Here is a 17,371-nt window from a genome sequence, read left to right as displayed (position 1 = left end):
GGCCGGTGGGAGCGCCGCCCCGCGCCCGCCACACTGCGCCCGATGACGACGACGAACGCTGCGCAGCAGGACTGGTGGCGCGGCGCGGTGATCTACCAGATCTACCCGCGCAGCTTCGCCGACGCCGACGGCGACGGCATCGGCGACCTGCGGGGCATCACCGAGCGGCTGCCCTACGTGGCCGACCTCGGCGTGCAGGGCATCTGGCTGTCGCCGTTCTTCGCTTCGCCGATGCGCGACTTCGGCTACGACGTGTCCGACCACCGCGCGGTGGACCCGATGTTCGGCACGCTGGCCGACTTCGACGCGCTGGTGGCGCGCGCGCACCGGCTCGGCCTGCGCGTGCTGATCGACCAGGTGTGGTCGCACACCGCCGAGGAGCACGCCTGGTTCGCCGACAGCCGCGCCGCGCGCCACGGCCCGCGCGCCGACTGGTACGTGTGGGCCGACGCCCGGCCCGACGGCAGCCCGCCGAACAACTGGCTGAGCTGGATGGGCGGGCCGGCCTGGCGCTGGGAGCCGCAGCGGCGCCAGTACCACCTGCACAACTTCCTGCCGCAGATGCCGGACCTCAACTTCCACTGCCCCGCGGTGCAGGACGAGGTGCTGGACATCGCGCGCTTCTGGCTCGGGCGCGGCGTCGACGGCTTCCGGCTCGACACCGCCAACCTCTATTTCCACGACCCGCTGCTTCGCGACAACCCGCCCAGCGGCGTCGACGCCGACATGCCGGTGCTGATGCAGCGCCACCAGCACAACGCCGACCAGCCGCAGGCGCCGGCCTTCTTCGAGCGGCTGCGCCGCGTGATGGACGGGCATGGCGCGACGATGGCGGTGGCCGAGGTGGGCGGCGCCGACCCCTTCGCGGTGATGCGCGACTACACCGCCGGCCCGCACCGTCTGCACACCGCGTACTCGTTCGCGCTGCTCGGCCCGCGGCCCGACGCCGCCGCGCTGGCGCGCAGCGTGGGCGCCTGGGCCGACGACGCGCCGCAGGGCTGGCCGGCGTGGGCGATGTCCAACCACGACGCGGCGCGCGTGGCCACGCGATGGTCCGGCGCCGCGGACGGCGGCTTCGCCTTCGGCGCGGCCGGGGGTGCGGCGGGCGCGACACCCGCGACGGCCACCGGCGTGCCGTCCGGCGGCCGCGCCGGCCCGGTCACCTGGCTCGCGCTGCTGATGGCGCTGCGCGGCACCGCCTTCGTCTACCAGGGCGAGGAGCTCGGCCTGCCGCAGAGCGTGCTGGCACGCGAGCACCTGCGCGACCCGTTCGGCATCGCGAACTGGCCGCGCCACCCGGGGCGCGACGGTTGCCGCACGCCGATGCCCTGGCGCCACGACGCACCGGGTGCCGGCTTCGGCAGCGCACGGCCGTGGCTGCCGTGCGACCCGGCGCATGCCCGGCTCGCGGCGGACCTGCAGATCGCCGACCCGTCGTCGACGCTGCAGGCCACGCGCCGGCTGATCGCGCTGCGGCGCGCGCGCCCGGCGCTGCAGACCGGCAGCTTCGAACCGCTGCATGCCGCAGGCGACCTGCTGCTGCTGCGGCGCCGCGGTGGCGGCGACGACCTGATCGCCGCCTTCCACCTCGGCGACCGCGACGCCGAACTCGGCTGGCCGGCCGGCGCGCCGCGTGCCGGCCGCGTGGCCTTCGCGCACGGCACGCACCGCCGCACCGACGCCGGCCTGGCCCTCGGGCCGGGCGCCTGCGTCTTCCTCGACACCGAACCGTCATGACCCTCGACCTCGACTCGCCCTACCCGCTCGACGCGGCCCAGGTGGCCGCCTTCCGCCGCGACGGCTTCATCAAGCTCAGGAACGTGCTGTCGCCCGAGGTGCTGGCGCACTACGGCGCGGAGATCACGCGCCTGACCATCGCGCTGAACACGCAGGACAAGCCGCTGGCCGAGCGCAGCACCTACGACCGCGCCTTCCTGCAGGTGATGAACCTGTGGGAGCGCAGCCCGCTGGTGGCGCGCTTCGTGATGGGGCAGCGCCTCGCGCGCATCGCCGCCGCGCTGCTGGAAGTCGACGGCGTGCGCCTGTACCACGACCAGTCGCTGTACAAGGAGCCCGGCGGCGGCATCACGCCGGCGCATGCCGACCAGTACTACTGGCCGCTGGCGTCCGACCGCACCGTCACCGCGTGGATCCCGCTGCAGCCGGTGCCGCCGGACATGGGGCCGCTGGGCTTCTACGCCCGCAGCCAGTCGGTGGCGTTCGGGCGCGACCTGGGCATCTCGGACGAGAGCGAGGCCCGCATCAGCGCCAACATGGCGCGCCACGGCTTCGCGTTCGACGTCGGCGCGTTCGAACTGGGCGAGGTGAGCTTCCACCTCGGCTGGACCTTCCACAAGGCCGGCGCCAACCACAGCGACCGCCCGCGCTCGGTGATGACCATCATCTACATGGACGCGGCCATGCGACTGCTGCCGGCCCTGACGCCGGTGCAGGCCAACGACCGCGACCAGTGGTGCCCGGGCTGCGTGCCCGGCGGCCCGGCCGACTCGCGCAAGAATCCCGCGATCCTTGCGGGCTGAGCCCGCACCCGAGCCCACCCGATGCAGCGCCGCCACCTCCTGCTTTCCGCCATAACCGTCGACCCTGCCCTCGCGGCCGCGCAGACCGCTGCGCCGCTGCCCCGTCCGGCGATCGGCCGCATCGAGCGTCTGGCCGACTTCGGCTCGCGCCATGTCGCGCCCCGCCACGTGGACGTGTGGCTGCCGCCGGGCTACGACGGCCGCACGCCCCATGCCGTGCTCTACCTGCACGATGGCCAGATGCTGTACGACGCGTCGACCACCTGGAACCGCCAGGCCTGGCACGCGGACCAGGCCGTCGCCGCCGGCATCGCGGCCGGGCGGCTGCCGCCCACCGTCGTCGTCGGCGTGTGGAACGTGCCGGCGCAGCGCTACGCGGAGTACTTCCCCGAGAAGGCGCTGGCGCGGGCACCCGAAGCGTCGCGGCGCGAGTACGTGGAGCGCGCGTCGAACGGCCGCTCGCAGGCCGACGCCTACCTGCGTTTCCTCGTCGACGAGCTCAAGCCCGCGATCGACCGCCGCTTCGCGACGCGCCCGGGCCGCGAGGCCACCACCATCGCCGGCTCGAGCATGGGCGGGCTGATCTCGCTGTATGCGATGTGCGAACACCCGCAGGTGTTCGGCGCGGCCGCGGCGCTGTCGGCGCACTGGGTGGGCAAGCCCACGGCCTGGGGCCTGGAGGCGGCGCGCGACTCGGCGCTGCCGCTGGCCCTGCTCGACCAGTTCGGCGCCACGCTGCCTGCCGCCGGCGCCCACCGCGTCCACATCGACCGCGGTACCGACGCGCTGGACTCGCTGTACGCCCCCTGGCTCGACCGCGCCGGCGCCGTGCTGCGGCAGCGCGGCTACGGCCCCGGCGAGGCGCGCGTGCAGGTGTTCGAGGGCACCGGCCACAACGAGCGCGACTGGGCGGCGCGGCTGGGCGACGTGCTGGCGTTCGTGATGCGCGACCGCTGATGCGCGCCGCGACGGCCCGCCCGACGAGGCACCGCGTGCTCGCGGCCCTGGCCGCCCTGCTGGTGAGCACCGGCGCCGCGGCCGCCGGACCCTCGCGCCACGTCGACCCCTTCATCGGCACCGACGGCACCGGCCACGTATTCCCGGGCGCCAGCGTGCCCTTCGGCATGGTCGCGCCCAGCCCCGACAACGCCGACAGCGGCTGGAGCTACAGCAGCGGCTACCAGAAGCGCGCGCCGCGCATCCTCGGCTTTTCCAACACGCACATCAGCGGCGCGGGCATCCCCGAGCTGGGCGACGTGCTGCTGATGCCGGCCCACGGCACGCGCTGGCACGAGGGCAGCACCGACTTCTCCGCCGCCAAGGACGCGCGCCGCGAGACGGCGGCGCCGGGCCGCTACGCGGTGCGGCTGCCGGAGCACGGCGTGCGCGTCGAACTCACCGCCACCGAGCGCGTGGCGCTGCACCGCTACACCTTCGACGCGCCCGGCCGCGTGCAGGTGCTGGTGGACCTGCAGCACGGCCTGCGCTTCGCCGAGGGCCCGCGCGTCACGCGCGCCGACGTCGCCGTCGACGCGGCGGCCGGCGAGGTGTCGGGCACCGTGCACTCGCGCAACTGGGTCGAGCGCGAGGCCTCGTTCGTGCTGCGCTTCAGCCGGCCGGCGCGGTCGGTGCTGACCCTGCCGCCGCGTGCCGGCGAACGGGCGCCGCGCCTGGTGCTCGGCTTCGACCTGGGCCGCGACCGCGTGCTGCAGGCGCGCGTGGCGCTGTCCACGGTGGACGTGGCCGGCGCGCGCGCCAACCTTGCCCGCGACGACGGCCGCAGCTTCGAGCAGGCGCGCGCCGACGCCGGCCGGCGCTGGGACGCGCTGCTCGGCCGCGTGCTCATCGACGCCGACGCGCGCACGCAGCGCCTGTTCTATTCGGCGCTGTACCGCGCGATGCTGCACCCGTCCAACATCGCCGACGCCGACGGCCGCGTGCGCGGCCCGCGCGGCGACGTGATCCAGGCCCCCGGCGCGCGCTACGACAGCACGCTGTCGCTGTGGGACACGGCGCGCGCGGTGCACCCGCTGCACACGCTGCTGGTGCCCGAGCGCGTGCCGGGCTATGTGCAGACCCTGCTGCTGCACCACCGGCAGCAGGGCTACCTGCCGCTGTGGACGGCCTGGGGCCGCGAGACGCACACGATGATCGGCAACCCGGCCCTGCCGGTGCTGGCCGACGCGCTGGCCAAGGGCCTGGCCGGCGACGCCGACCGCGACGCGCTGCTGGCCGCGATGGTGGACACGTCCACGCGGCCGCGGCCACAGGCGCCCGACTGGGCGCAGCGCGACTGGGCCGTCTACGAGCGCTTCGGCTACCTGCCGTTCGACCTCGACGGCGGCGAGTCGGTGTCGCGCACGCTGGAGTACGGCTGGGGCGACGACGCCGTGGCCCGGGTGGCCGCGCAGCTCGGCCGCGCCGACACCGCCAGCCGCTTCGCGCAGCGCGCGCGCGGCTGGCGCCTGCTGCTCGACCCCGAGACGCGCACGATGCGCGGCAAGGACAGCGCCGGGCGCTGGCGCACACCGTTCGACCCGCTGGCCGCCACCTCGCCGATGAACAACCCCGGCGACTACACCGAGGCCAACGCATGGCAATACACCGCGACGCCGGCGCTGCACGACGCGGCCGGGTTCCGCGACGCGCTCGGCGGCGCGCGCGGGCTCGGCGACTGGCTCGACCGCTTCTTCTCGATCGAGGTGCGCCACGCCGACAAGCATCTCGGGCAGGAGGCGCTGGTGGGCGCCTATGCGCACGGCAACGAGCCCGGCCACCACGTGCCCTGGCTCTATGCCTTCACCGACCGGCCGGCGCGCGGCCACGCGCTGGTGCGCGACATCGTGCAGCGCTTCTACGGCACCGGCGCCGACGGCATCGTCGGCAACGACGACTGCGGCCAGATGAGCGCGTGGCTGGTGTTCGCGATGCTCGGCTTCTATCCGGTGCAGCCGGCCTCGGCCACCTACGTGGCCGGCGTGCCGCTGGTGCGCGAAGCCCGGATCGCGCTGGCCTCGGGCCGGGTGCTGGTGGTCCGGCCCGCGGGCGGGCTGCCCACCGGCGCGCGGCTGGACGGCCGCAACCTCGACCGCACCGCCCTGCCGCATGAGATGCTGGCGCGCGGCGGCCTGCTGCTGCTGGGAGACGACCGATGAATCACCTGCTTGGCGCCGCGCTCTGCGCGGCCGCGCTCGGCGCGCACGCGCAGCCGCTGAAGCTGCACGTGCCCTCGCCCGACTGGCGCGACCAGGTGCTCTACATGGTCATGACCGACCGCTTCGACGACGGCAACCCGCGCAACAACGACCAGGGCGTGGGCGCCTACGACCCGACGCGCGGCGACAAGGTCAACGGCGGCGACCTCGCGGGCCTGCAGCGCCGGCTCGACTACCTGCAGGCCCTGGGCGCCACCGGCGTGTGGATCACGCCGCCGGTGCTCAACCAGTGGTACGACCCGATGCTGGGCTACTGGGGCTACCACGGCTACTGGGCCCAGCACTTCAAGAAGATGGACCCGCACCTCGGCTCGCTGGCCGACTACCGCCGCCTGTCCGACGCGCTGCACCGGCGCGGCATGGTGCTGGTGCAGGACATCGTCGTCAACCACACCGGCAACCACTTCGAGTACGGCCCGGGCTGGCGCGCGAACGACCCGACGCGTGGCCTGCGCCTGAACCCGCGCTCGCGTCCGTCGGCCGCGCCGACGCAGCCGCCGTTCGACCTGATCGACCCGCGCAAGCCCGCACACCGCCGGGCCGCGATCTACCACTGGACCCCGGCCATCCGCGACGTGACGCGGCGCGACGAGGAGCTCAACTTCCAGACCTCGGGCCTGGACGACCTGAACACCGAGAACCCGGTGGTGCGGCGCGCGCTGCGCGACAGCTACGGCTGGTGGATCCGCGAGGTCGGCGTGGACGGCTTTCGCGTCGACACCGCCTACCACGTGCCGCCGGAGTTCTTCGAGGACTTCATCTTCTCGCGCGACGCGCGAGCGCCGGGCATGGCCGAGGTGGCGCGGCGCACCGGGCGGCGCGACTTCCTCGTCTTCGGCGAGGGCTTCGGCATCGACGCGCCGGGCGAGGACCGCTTCTCGGCCAAGCTCGAGTCCTACGTGCGCGGCGAGCGCGGGCAGCCGCGCATGGGCGGCATGCTCAACTTCCCGCTCTATGCCGGCCTGCACGAGGCCTTCGCGCGCGGCCGGCCCACGGCCGACCTCGGCGCGCGCATCGAGTCGATGGTGGCCGCCGGCACGCGCGGCGTCAGCCCGCACCGGCTGCCCAGCTTCATCGACAATCACGATGTCGACCGCTTCCTGGCCGGCGCCGACGAGGCGGCGCTAAAGCAGGCGCTGCTGGCGGTCATGACCCTGCCCGGCATCCCGGTCGTCTACTACGGCACCGAGCAGGGCTTCACGCTGCAGCGCGCGGCGATGTTCGGGCGCGGCTGGGGCTCCGGCGGGCGCGACCGCTTCGACACCGCCTCGCCGCTGTTCCGCTACACCGCTGCGACGATCGCGCTGCGGCGTGAACACCGCCTGCTGTCGCGCGGCACGCCGCGCGTGGTGCATGCCAGCCATGCCGGCCCCGGCGCGCTGGCCTGGCGCACCGAGCACGAGGGGCGCGCCGCCATCGTGGCGTTCAACACCGCCGCCAACGAGCGCCTGCTCGACAACCTCGACCTCGGCACCGGCCGGCTGCGCCTGCGCCCGGTGTTCGACATCGACGGCGCCGCGCTGCCGGTGGTGCGCGCGGGCTGCGACGGCCGCGTCCACCTGCGCCTGCCGCCGCGCAGCGGCCGGGTCTGGCTGGTGGAGCCCGACGACGAGGCGCCGCCGCCGGCCTGCGCCGCGCCGGCGCTGGCACCCACGCCGCGCGAGCCGGTCACGGCCGACATCGACGTGACGGGCCGCGTCGCGGTCCGGGCCGATGCCGCCTCCGGCACCATCGGCGCGGGCCGGGAGCCGCTGCTCGTGGTCGACGGCGACCTCGCGCGCGCACAGCCGATCGCCACCGACGCCCAGGGCCGCTTCACGCAGCGCGTGGACACGCGCCGCATGACCGACGCGTCGCGCACGCACCGCGTGGTGGTGTTCGATCCGCAGGCCGGTACCGCGTCACCGCCGCAGCCGATGCGCGTGGCGCTGCCCTGGCGCGAGCTGGCCGACGCCGCCGACCCGGCCGGCGACGACCGCGGCCCCGACGGCCGCTACGCCTATCCCACGCACGAGAGCTTCGCGCCGCGGCAGATGGACATCCGCCACCTGCGCGTCAGCGGCGCCGGCGGCGCGCTGCGCGTGGAGGTGGAGATGGCCTCGCTGACGCGGGTGTGGAACCCCGCCAACGGCTTCGACCATGTGGCGTTCTCGGTGTTCGTGGAACTGCCCGGCCGCAGCGGCGGCGCCACCGCGATGCCGGGCCAGAACGGCACGCTGCCCGCCGGCATGCGCTGGCACCTGCGCCTGCGCGCGCATGGCTGGACCAATGCGCTGTTCAGCGCCGACGGCGCCGGGCCGGACGCCGAGGGCACGCCACTGACGCCGGCCGCGTCGATCCGCAGCGACGCGCTGCGCCGCACGGTCACGTTCGAGATCGCGTCGGCCGCGCTGGGCGACCCGGCCACGCTGGCCGGCGCGCGCGTGTACGTCACCACCTGGGACTACGACGGCGGCTGGCGCGCCCTCGGGCGCGACGCGGCACCCTTCGCGATGGGCGGCGGCGGCGAGCGCGACCCGAAGGTGATGGACGCCGCAGGGCCGGTGACGCTGCGCTGAGGCAGCTGCCGCCGTGCCGCAGCCCGGCGGCATCGGCTCAGGCTACTTCACCAGCTTGAGCTGGCGGTTGTTCTCGACTTCCACCACCGAGCCGGTCTTCCAGACGGTGTTGGCGTTGGTCTCGAACTTGCGCACGCTGCCGTCCTTGAGGGTGACGGTGGTGATCCACACACGGTGGCTCTTGGCGCGCTTCTCGATCTCGTGCCCGATGATGCCGCCGACCGCGGCACCGCCCACGGTGCCCACGGTGCTGTCGGTGGCGCTCTTGCCGACCACGCCGCCGGCCACGGCGCCGCCCACGGCACCCACGCCGCTGGCCTCGCCCTTGCGGCGCTCGCTGCGCACGTTGGTGACCACGCCGCAGTCCTTGCAGATCTTGGCCAGGGTCACGCCCTGCACCACCTTCGGCGGCGCGGCGGCGGGCTTGGCGTCGGTGGCCCAGGCCGGCAGCGCCAGCAGGGCAGAAAGGGCGACGGCGGACAGGTGCAGGCGGGTCATCGTGGGTCTCCTGGGGATGCGAACCCCATAACGATACGCCTGCCGGTGCGGACTACACCATGAACCCGAGGTTGCGGCCCGAGAAGTTGCCGATGTTGGGGAACACCTGGCCCAGGTCGGTGTCGGCCACGCCGAACCAGCGCGCCAGCGTGGCGCCGAACTGGTCCACCGACGTGGTGGGCAGCAGCGCGCCGTTGCCGAGCTGGTCGGGGCTCGAATCGAAGTTGTTGTTGTTGGCGTTCTTCGGCCCCAGCACCGGGAAGGCGCCGTACAGGTCGCCGCCGCGCACCGCGCCGCCCATCACGAAGTGGTGCGCGCCCCAGCCGTGGTCGGTGCCGTCGCCGTTGCTGGTGAAGGTGCGGCCGAAGTCGCTGGCGGTGAACGCGGTGACGCTGTTGCGCAGGCCCAGCGCGCCCAGCGTCGTGTCGAAGTACGCCATCGCATGGGCCAGCCGCGCCATCAGGTCGGCGTGGTTGCGGTTCTGCAGGTCGTGGCTGTCGAAGCCGCCGAGACTGACGAAGAACACCTGGCGCCGCGCGCCGATGCCCGCGTTGCCCGCCGCCTCGATCATGCGCGCCACGATCTGCAGCTGCTGCGCCAGCGGGTTCGCCGCCGTGGTGCCGGGCACCAGCGGGTCCGGCGTGTAGCGCAGCTTGGGGTCGTTGTTGGCGTTGTAGTTGCCGCTGGCCGGCGGTGTGCCGAACAACGGGTCCGACGCGGGCCGCAGCGCGCTGCGCAGCGCCAGCTCGGCGTCGATCGAGCGCTGCGACACCGACGCGAGATCGCCCTCGAACACATGCCCGCCGCGGCTGCCGCGCACGATGCGCTCCATGGCCTGCGCCACCGCGGTGGAGCCGTAGATGCGGCCGTTGGCGTCGCTGCCCATGCGGATGGCGCCGCTGTTGCCCACCTGGTACTGGCGCACGTTCTGGCCGGACAGCCACACCGCATTGCCGCTGGCCGAGATCGACGTGAAGATCGCGCGCTGGTTGCTCGACGCGAGCAGGTCGCCCAGGCGTCCGCCCCAGCCCACGGTGGCCCCTTCGGGCTGGAACGACTGCCAGGTGTTCTGCTGGTCGTTGTGCGAGTACAGGCTGGCCGGCCGCGGATGCGACGCGTTGCCGTACTGCGCCTTGGTGGTGGGCGTGATCAGCGGCCCGACGTTGGGCACGATCGCCAGGCGCCGGTCGGTATCGAACATCGTGCGCAGCGCGCCCAGGTAGGGGTGCAGCGCGAACGTGCGGCCCTGCGGGTTGAGCGGCGCGATCGGCAGCACGCCGCCCAGCCGGGCCGGCGAGCCGGTGGCCGCGCCGGCATTGGCGGCCGTGCCCGGCGCCAGCAGCGCGATCGAGTCCGGTGCCTGGTTGCGCGTGGCGCTGTAGGCCGACCACGACGAGGCGTCGGTGGGCAGCACCATGTTGTAGGCGTCGTTGCCGCCGAACAGGAAGATGCACACCAGCGCGCGGTAGTCGCCGGCACTCTGCGCCGCCGCGCTGTTCATCAGCGCGAGGTTCAGCGCCAGCGGCGACGCGGCGCCCATCGTGGCCAGCGCGCCGGCCTGGCGCAGGAAGACGCGGCGCGAAGCCTTGGGTTGGATCAGCATGCGGGCCTCGCTCAGCGTTGGACCAGGAACTCGGGCGACACCAGCGTCAGGAAGATCGCCGCGTTGACGCGGTTGCGCCGCGCGCTGTCGATCTGCGCCTGGTTGCTACCGGTGGCCGTGGGAATGGTGATCGAGCCCACCGCGGCCTCGATCTCGCTGGCCAGGGCCGCGGGCATCGTGCCGTACATCAGCTTGGCGTTGATGCGCGCCACCAGCTGCGCCGGCTGCTCGGCCAGCGCGATCTCGCCGGCGAAGTCGCCCTGCAGGTCGCGCCGGTTCTGCGTGGCGCCGAACGAGCCGACGCCCTGCGACACGTTGTCGCGCATGTAGTTCACGTAGCCCGCCGCGGTGGTCTCGTGGACGATCTGCATCTCCGGCACCGCGAGACCGGCACTGGCCGCCGCGGTGCCCGGCGGCACGTAGCCCGGGCGGTAGAAGTTGAACACCGAGGGCGAGCGCATCGGCGTCTGGCCGAGCTGAGTGCCCGGGTTGTCGGTGTTGCCCACGCGGTACTCGCCGCTGTCGGAGCGGAAGCCGAACGCGCGCAGGAACGCCGCCAGGCGCAGCACCGGCTCGCGCACCTTGCCCGCGCTGCTGCCGGTCTGGCGCGCCTCGGGATGCATCAGGATCGTCTTGACCACGTGGCGCATGTCGCCGCGCACGCCGTTGCCGTTGTTGGCGAAGGCGGCCGACACCGCCGACACGTAGGCCGGGCTCGGATTGCTGGTCACCAGGCGCTGGATCAGCTGCTTGCCGATGAACGGGCCCACGTTCGGGTGCGCGGCCAGCGTGTCGAGCGCGTCGCGCAGGCTGGCCGCCGGGTCGGCGGTGGTCTGCGCGGCGATGGTGCGGCCGAGGAAGGTCTTGGCCTCGGTGCTGTGGAAGCTGGCGTAGCCGCGCATCGCCTTGAAGCCGCGGTCGGGGTCGCTCGTGCCGCCGCTCGATCCCGAATAGAAGCAGTTGTTGTTCGGGAAGGCCGGGCAGTCCCAGCTCCAGCCGGTGAACACGCGCGCCAGGCCCGCGATGTCGGCCGGCGTGTAGGTGTCCACCGACCGCCCGCCGCTGGTGCGCGGCGTGCCGTCGGCATTGAGCTCGGCCAGGCCGATCGAGAACAGCTGCATCACCTCGCGCGCGTAGTTCTCGTCGGGCACGCGGCCGGTGCGCGGGTCCGCCTTCTGGTTGCGCAGGTGCGACAGGTAGATGCCCATCATCGGGTGCAGCGACACCGCCTCGATCAGCTCGCGGTAGCTGGTCAGGCCCTTGTCGGCCAGCATGTCCATGTAGGCCGCCACCGCGCGCGGGTCGTCGCCGACGCCGCCATCCACCATCGAGATCACCATGATCTGCGACAGCGCGAAGGCCACGCGCTGGCGCAGCTGGTCCTGGCCGCTCACGGCGGCGCGCCAGAACGCGTTGATGGTGCCGTTCTGGTAGGTGCCGGCGTTGGGGTTGGTCGGGTCAGCCGCCTTGGCCGCCGCGTCGGCCGCCTCCCAGGCGGCACGGTGCGCGGACACGGTGCGGCCGCTGAACTGGTCGTCGATCCACGCGCCGTAGCCGAGCTGCATCACGCGGTCGATCTCGGCCTCGGTGGGGCCGAAGCTGGCCTGGGTCAGGAAGCGTGCGGCGGCCTCGCGCGACGCCGGCATCTCGCCGTTGCCGCCGACCGCGTCGTCGTCACCGCCGCCGCTGCCGCAGGCGGCCGCCGTAAGTGCCAGAGCCAGTGCCGCCAGACCCCGGCGCAGGCGGCGCGCCGGTCGGGCTTGTAGAACGTCCTGCATGCAACCCCCAGAGCGCGCGGCAGCCCGCGGGCCGCGCGATGCGGCGCCAACGGTTCACGCGGTGGCCGCATTCTTCCGTTGCGGCGCTCGACGCGGTGTGCAGTTGTTGGCGGCGGCGGCAGGCGTTACCCGCCGTCACAGCCGATGCAAGGCTAGCCCAGCAGCGGCGCCAGCGCGCGGCGCGCCTGGGCCTCGTCCAGCGCGCAGCGGCGCGCCCAGTCGGCCAGTTGGTCGGCGCCGATCGTGCCGACGTTGAAGTACACCGCCTCGGGGTGTGCGAGGTAGAAGCCCGACACGCTGGAAGCCGGCGTCATGGCCAGGCTTTCGGTCAGGCCCATGCCGACCTCGGCCGCGTCGAGCACGCGGAACAGGTCGGTCTTGGGGCGGTGGTCCGGGCAGGCGGGGTAGCCCGGCGCCGGGCGGATGCCGCGGTAGCGCTCGGCGATCAGGTCCTCGTTGGACAGGGTCTCGTCGCTGGCATAGCCCCAGAACTCGGTGCGCACGCGCTGGTGCAGCCGCTCGGCGAAGGCCTCGGCCAGCCGGTCGGCCAGCGCCTTGAGCATGATGGCCGAGTAGTCGTCGTGGTCGGCGAGGAACTGCGCCTCCTTCTTCTCGACGCCGTGGATGCTCACCGCGAACATGCCGGCGTAGTCGTCGCCGCGCGGCGACACGTAGTCGGCCAGGCAGCGGTTGGGGCGCCGCGCGCCGTCGACCACCGGGCGCTCGGTCTGCAGGCGCAGGCCGTGCCACACCATCAGCGGCTCGCCACGCGACTCGTCGGCATGGAAGGCGATGTCGTCGTCGGCCACGCGGGTGGCCGGGTACAGGCCGAACACGCCGTGGGCCTGCAGCCAGCGGCCGTCGACCAGGCGCTGCAGCATGCGCCGCGCGTCGGCGTACACGCGCGTGGCCTCGGTGCCCACCACCTCGTCGCGCAGGATCTCGGGGAAGCGCCCGGCCAGGTCCCAGGTCTGGAAGAACGGCGTCCAGTCGATGTAGGGCACCAGCTCGGCGATGTCCACGTTGCGCAGCACGCGGCGACCCAGGAAGCGCGGGCGCGGCGGCACGTAGGCGGCCCAGTCGATCGGCGTGCGGTTGGCACGTGCCTGCTCCAGGCCCACCAGCGGTGCGGCCTTGCGGCCGGCATGCTGCGCGCGCACGCGCTCGTAGTCGGCGGTGAGGTCGGCGATGAACTTCGCCGCGCGGGCGTCGGACGTGAGGTCGCTGCACACGCCCACGCTGCGCGACGCGTCGGGCACGTAGACCACCGGGCCCTCGTAGTGCGGCGCGATCTTCACCGCGGTGTGCACGCGGCTGGTGGTGGCGCCGCCGATCAGCAGCGGGATCTTGCGCATGCGGAACCAGTCGTCGCGCTGCATCTCCGCGGCCACGTGCTGCATCTCCTCCAGGCTGGGCGTGATCAGGCCGGACAGGCCGACGATGTCGGCGCCTTCGACCTTGGCCTTGGCGAGGATGTCCTGGCACGGGACCATGACGCCCATGTTGACGACCTCGAAGTTGTTGCACTGAAGCACGACGGTGACGATGTTCTTGCCGATGTCGTGCACGTCGCCCTTGACCGTGGCGATGACGATCTTGCCCTTGGGCCGGGCCTCGCCGCCGGCGGCCACCAGGGCGTTCTTCTCGGCCTCGATGTAGGGCAGCAGGTGCGCCACCGCCTGCTTCATGACGCGCGCGCTCTTCACCACCTGGGGCAGGAACATCTTGCCGGCGCCGAACAGGTCGCCCACGGTGTTCATGCCGCTCATCAGCGGGCCCTCGATCACCTCCAGCGGGCGGCCGCCGCGCGCATTGACGGCCTGCCACACCTCCTCGGTGTCGGCGGTGATGAACTCGGTGATGCCGTGCACCAGCGCATGCGACAGGCGCTGGTCCACCGGCAGCGCGCGCCACGCCAGGCGCGCGGAGTCGTCCTTGGCCAGGCCCTTGGCGCGCTCGGCGATCTCGATCAGGCGCTCGCCGGCGTCCTTGCGGCGGTTGAGCACCACGTCCTCGACACGCTCGCGCAGCTCGGCGTCGAGGTCGTCGTACACGCCGATCATGCCGGCGTTGACGATGCCCATGTCCATGCCCGCCTTGATGGCGTGGTACAGGAACACGGTGTGGATGGCCTCGCGCACCGGCTCGTTGCCGCGGAAGCTGAAGCTCACGTTGCTGACGCCGCCGCTGACCTTGGCGCCGGGCAGATGCTGCTTGATCCAGCGCGTGGCCTCGATGAAGTCGACCGCGTAGTTGTCGTGTTCCTCGATGCCGGTGGCGATGGCGAAGATGTTGGGGTCGAAGATGATGTCCTCGGGCGGGAAGCCCACCTCGTCGACCAGGATGCGGTAGGCGCGCTGGCAGATCTGCGTCTTGCGCGCGAAGCTGTCGGCCTGGCCCTGCTCGTCGAAGGCCATCACCACCGCGGCGGCGCCGTAGCGGCGCACCAGCGTGGCCTGGCGGCGGAACTCGGCCTCGCCCTCCTTGAGCGAGATCGAGTTGACGATGCCCTTGCCCTGGATGCACTGCAGGCCGGCCTCGATCACGTCCCACTTGGAGCTGTCGATCATCACCGGCACGCGCGCGATCTCGGGCTCGCCGGCCATCAGGTTGAGGAAGCGCACCATGGCTGCCTTGCTGTCGAGCATGGCCTCGTCCATGTTGACGTCGATCACCTGGGCGCCGTTTTCCACCTGCTGGCGCGCCACGGCCAGCGCCTCCTCGAACTGCCCGGCGAGGATCAGCCGCGCGAAGGCCTTGGAGCCGGTGACGTTGGTGCGCTCGCCGATGTTGACGAACAGCGACCCGGCGCCGATGGCGATGGGCTCGAGGCCGGACAGGCGAAGCGGCGGGGGCGGGGGCGGTGTCGTCGTCATTGCGTGCGTGGCATTGACGAGCGCCGTTGCCGGGCGCGGGGCGGGCGCCCTGCGCGGCCCCGAGCCTGGCAGCCAGTGTCTGGCCGTCGCAACGCTCCTCGGGGCACGCCGCATTGTAGGGGGGCGCTGCCCTTGAACCGGCGTGCACTGTCCACATCTGGCGGCCACGGGTAGCATCGGCCACCCGATTCCAAGGAGGAAGCGCCCCATGTCCACCACATCCCGCCGTGCCCTGGTCGCCGGCGCCGCGCTCGCGGCCACGCTCAGCCTGTCGGGCTGCGGCTACAACCAGTTCCAGACCCTGGACGAGCAGACCAAGAGCGCCTGGTCCGAGGTGGTGAACCAGTACCAGCGCCGGGCCGACCTGATCCCCAACATCGTGGCCACGGTCAAGGGCGAGGCCAACTTCGAGCAGGAGACGCTCACCAAGGTGATCGAGGCGCGCGCCAAGGCCACGTCGATCCAGGCCACGCCCGAGCTGATCAACAACCCCGAGGCGTTCGGCAAGTTCCAGCAGGCCCAGGGCGAGCTGTCGGGTGCGCTGTCGCGCCTGCTGGTCACGGTGGAGCAGTACCCCAACCTGAAGGCCAACCAGGGCTTCCAGGACCTGCGCGTGCAGCTCGAGGGCACCGAGAACCGCATCACCGTGGCGCGCAACCGCTACATCAAGGCGGTGCAGGACTACAACGTGCTCGCGCGCCAGTTCCCCACCAACCTCACGGCGATGATCTTCAGCTACCAGGTCAAGCCGAACTTCACGGTGCAGAACGAGGCCCAGATCTCGGCCCCGCCGGCCGTGAGCTTCGAGAAGCCGGCGTCCAAGTAAGGCCCGGCGATGATCGCGCTGCGGCGGCTGGCGCTGCTGCTCTGGCTGGCCTGCGCGGGCGTGTTCGCCCACGCGCAGGCGCTGGTGCCCGTGCCGGTGCTCACCGACCGGGTGATCGACCAGACCGGCACGCTGAGCGCTGCGCAGCGCCAGGCGCTGGTGGACAAGCTGGCGCAGTTCGAGGCCAAGGCCGGGCCGCAGATCGTGGTGCTGCTGGTGCCCACCACGCAGCCGGAGGACATCGCCAGCTTCGTGCAGCGCGTGGGCGAGGCCTGGCGCATCGGCCGCCGCGACGTGGGCGACGGCCTGCTGCTGGTGGTGGCCAAGGACGACCGCAAGCTGTGGATCGCGCCGGCCAAGGCGCTCGAAGGCGCGGTGCCCGACCTGGCGGCGCGGCAGATCGTGCGCGACGTGATCAGTCCGCGCTTCAAGCAGGGCGACTTCGCCGGCGGCATCGACGCGGGCGTGGATGCGCTGATCGCGCGCATCCAGGGCGAGGGTCTGCCCGCGCCCGAGACGCGCGACCGCGGCCGCATCGGCACGCCGGGCGGCAGCTTCGACCCGGTGGAACTGCTGGTGTTCGCGTTCGTGGCGCTGCCGGTGCTGGCCGCCGTGCTGCGCCGCGTGTTCGGCCGCGCGCTGGGCACCCTGGCCAGCGGCGCGGCCGGCGGCGGCATCGCGTGGGTGGTGACGCAGAGCCTGCTGTTCGCCGGCATCGGCGGCGTGATCGGCCTGCTGTTCGCGCTGTTCGGCGGGCTGGGCAAGGCGATGCACGGCCTGGGCTCGTCGTCGCACCACCGCAGTGGCGGCTTCCCGAGCACGGGCGGATGGTCCGGTGGCGGCTGGTCCGGCGGCGGCGGCGGCTTCAGTTCCGGTGGCGGCGGCTTCAGCTCCGGCGGCGGCGGTGACTTCGGCGGCGGCGGAGCCGGTGGCGATTGGTGAGGCGCAAGTAACGACCATGCCCCAGACGAAGAACCGCTTCCTGCGCATCCTGCGCCACCGCTGGATGGACGACAGCGACGTGAAGCGCGCGCTGAACGACGCCGCCCTGGCGCGCGTGGAAGCGCGCGTGGCCGCCAGCGAGCGACGGCACGGCGGCGAGATCCGCGTGTGCGTGGAAGCGGCGCTGCCCTGGTCCTACCTGTGGCAGCGCCTCGCGGCCCGCGACCGCGCCGTGACCCTGTTCGGCAAGCTGCGCGTGTGGGACACCGAGGCCAACAACGGCGTGCTGATCTACTTGCTGCTGGCCGAGCACGCCATCGAGATCGTGGCCGACCGCGGCCTGAACCGGCATGTGAGCCACGAGCAGTGGCAGGCCATCGTGGCCGGCATGCGCGACGCCTTCCGCGCCGGCCGCTTCGAGGAGGGCCTGAACGCCGCGGTGGACGCGGTGGACGCGCTGCTGGTGCAGCACTTCCCGGCGCGCGAGGGCGACGTCAATCCGAACGAGCTGCCGAATGCGCCGTTCGTGAACTGA

The 17,371-nt window shown here is 73.1% G+C and carries 12 protein-coding genes and 1 riboswitch; of the genes, 8 read left to right on the top strand and 4 right to left on the bottom strand.

The features are described from left to right. Positions 1–42: 42 nt before the first annotated feature. From AC2EAQ_RS10540 to AC2EAQ_RS10520, 5 genes are read left to right on the top strand one after another with little or no spacing between them, the layout of a single operon-like run. Positions 43–1,737 (top strand): alpha-amylase family glycosyl hydrolase, encoded by a 1,695-nt coding sequence (locus AC2EAQ_RS10540; protein WP_484643164.1) that lies wholly within the window; start codon positions 43–45, stop codon positions 1,735–1,737. Next, entirely contained in the window at positions 1,734–2,540 is an 807-nt protein-coding gene (locus AC2EAQ_RS10535) for a phytanoyl-CoA dioxygenase family protein (RefSeq protein WP_484643162.1), read from the top strand. Before AC2EAQ_RS10540 ends, AC2EAQ_RS10535 begins: the two co-directional genes overlap by 4 nt. A 21-nt stretch (positions 2,541–2,561) precedes the next feature. Beyond that, a complete protein-coding gene (locus AC2EAQ_RS10530; RefSeq protein WP_484643159.1) occupies positions 2,562–3,497 on the top strand; it encodes an alpha/beta hydrolase in 936 nt (311 codons plus the stop codon). Between the two features lie 35 nt (positions 3,498–3,532). Further along, positions 3,533–5,695, top strand: a complete 2,163-nt coding sequence (locus tag AC2EAQ_RS10525; protein ID WP_484643157.1) for a GH92 family glycosyl hydrolase — start codon at positions 3,533–3,535, stop codon at positions 5,693–5,695. After that, positions 5,692–8,313 (top strand): alpha-amylase family glycosyl hydrolase, encoded by a 2,622-nt coding sequence (locus AC2EAQ_RS10520; protein ID WP_484643155.1) that lies wholly within the window; start codon positions 5,692–5,694, stop codon positions 8,311–8,313. Before AC2EAQ_RS10525 ends, AC2EAQ_RS10520 begins: the two co-directional genes overlap by 4 nt. A gap of 42 nt (positions 8,314–8,355) precedes the next feature. Here AC2EAQ_RS10520 and AC2EAQ_RS10515 read toward each other — a convergent pair whose 3' ends face one another. The 4 genes from AC2EAQ_RS10515 to metH all read right to left on the bottom strand — a co-directional run bounded on the left by AC2EAQ_RS10515 (position 8,356) and on the right by metH (position 15,068). Continuing rightward, positions 8,356–8,811 (bottom strand): glycine zipper 2TM domain-containing protein, encoded by a 456-nt coding sequence (locus AC2EAQ_RS10515; RefSeq protein ID WP_484643152.1) that lies wholly within the window; start codon positions 8,809–8,811, stop codon positions 8,356–8,358. Positions 8,812–8,863: 52 nt separating this feature from the next. Then, positions 8,864–10,414, bottom strand: a complete 1,551-nt coding sequence (locus tag AC2EAQ_RS10510) for a DUF1501 domain-containing protein (RefSeq protein WP_484643150.1) — start codon at positions 10,412–10,414, stop codon at positions 8,864–8,866. A gap of 11 nt (positions 10,415–10,425) precedes the next feature. Further along, positions 10,426–12,192, bottom strand: coding sequence for a DUF1800 domain-containing protein (locus tag AC2EAQ_RS10505; RefSeq protein ID WP_484643148.1), 1,767 nt, complete (start codon positions 12,190–12,192; stop codon positions 10,426–10,428). 152 nt (positions 12,193–12,344) lie between these two features. Then, the gene (gene metH, locus AC2EAQ_RS10500; protein WP_484643145.1) at positions 12,345–15,068 is read right to left on the bottom strand and encodes a methionine synthase; all 2,724 of its coding nucleotides are present in this window, start codon (positions 15,066–15,068) and stop codon (positions 12,345–12,347) included. 11 nt (positions 15,069–15,079) lie between these two features. Continuing rightward, positions 15,080–15,174: riboswitch (S-adenosyl-L-homocysteine riboswitch) on the bottom strand. 102 nt (positions 15,175–15,276) lie between these two features. Between metH and AC2EAQ_RS10495 the strand changes: the two genes are divergently transcribed. From AC2EAQ_RS10495 to AC2EAQ_RS10485, 3 genes are read left to right on the top strand one after another with little or no spacing between them, the layout of a single operon-like run. Beyond that, complete coding sequence (locus tag AC2EAQ_RS10495) at positions 15,277–15,894, top strand: LemA family protein (protein ID WP_484643142.1); 618 nt, start codon at positions 15,277–15,279, stop codon at positions 15,892–15,894. Between the two features lie 9 nt (positions 15,895–15,903). Beyond that, positions 15,904–16,836 carry a TPM domain-containing protein gene (locus AC2EAQ_RS10490; protein WP_484643139.1) on the top strand — a complete coding sequence of 311 codons (933 nt, stop codon included), beginning with the start codon at positions 15,904–15,906 and terminating at the stop codon, positions 16,834–16,836. Between the two features lie 16 nt (positions 16,837–16,852). Further along, entirely contained in the window at positions 16,853–17,371 is a 519-nt protein-coding gene (locus AC2EAQ_RS10485) for a TPM domain-containing protein (protein ID WP_484643135.1), read from the top strand.

The sequence above is a fragment of the Aquabacterium sp. T101 genome, assembly GCF_057219775.1.
This window is presented reverse-complemented; position numbering and strand designations above follow the sequence as displayed.

Excerpts from the sequence above, each read along its gene's own strand:
- AC2EAQ_RS10540 (WP_484643164.1), top strand. The coding sequence starts at position 43 with ATGACGACGACGAACGCTGCGCAGCAGGACTGGTGGCGCGGCGCGGTG.
- AC2EAQ_RS10535 (WP_484643162.1), top strand. The coding sequence starts at position 1,734 with ATGACCCTCGACCTCGACTCGCCCTACCCGCTCGACGCGGCCCAGGTG.
- AC2EAQ_RS10530 (WP_484643159.1), top strand. The coding sequence starts at position 2,562 with ATGCAGCGCCGCCACCTCCTGCTTTCCGCCATAACCGTCGACCCTGCC.
- AC2EAQ_RS10520 (WP_484643155.1), top strand. The coding sequence starts at position 5,692 with ATGAATCACCTGCTTGGCGCCGCGCTCTGCGCGGCCGCGCTCGGCGCG.
- AC2EAQ_RS10515 (WP_484643152.1), bottom strand. The coding sequence starts at position 8,811 with ATGACCCGCCTGCACCTGTCCGCCGTCGCCCTTTCTGCCCTGCTGGCG.
- AC2EAQ_RS10510 (WP_484643150.1), bottom strand. The coding sequence starts at position 10,414 with ATGCTGATCCAACCCAAGGCTTCGCGCCGCGTCTTCCTGCGCCAGGCC.
- AC2EAQ_RS10505 (WP_484643148.1), bottom strand. The coding sequence starts at position 12,192 with ATGCAGGACGTTCTACAAGCCCGACCGGCGCGCCGCCTGCGCCGGGGT.
- metH (WP_484643145.1), bottom strand. The coding sequence starts at position 15,068 with ATGACGACGACACCGCCCCCGCCCCCGCCGCTTCGCCTGTCCGGCCTC.
- AC2EAQ_RS10495 (WP_484643142.1), top strand. The coding sequence starts at position 15,277 with ATGTCCACCACATCCCGCCGTGCCCTGGTCGCCGGCGCCGCGCTCGCG.
- AC2EAQ_RS10490 (WP_484643139.1), top strand. The coding sequence starts at position 15,904 with ATGATCGCGCTGCGGCGGCTGGCGCTGCTGCTCTGGCTGGCCTGCGCG.
- AC2EAQ_RS10485 (WP_484643135.1), top strand. The coding sequence starts at position 16,853 with ATGCCCCAGACGAAGAACCGCTTCCTGCGCATCCTGCGCCACCGCTGG.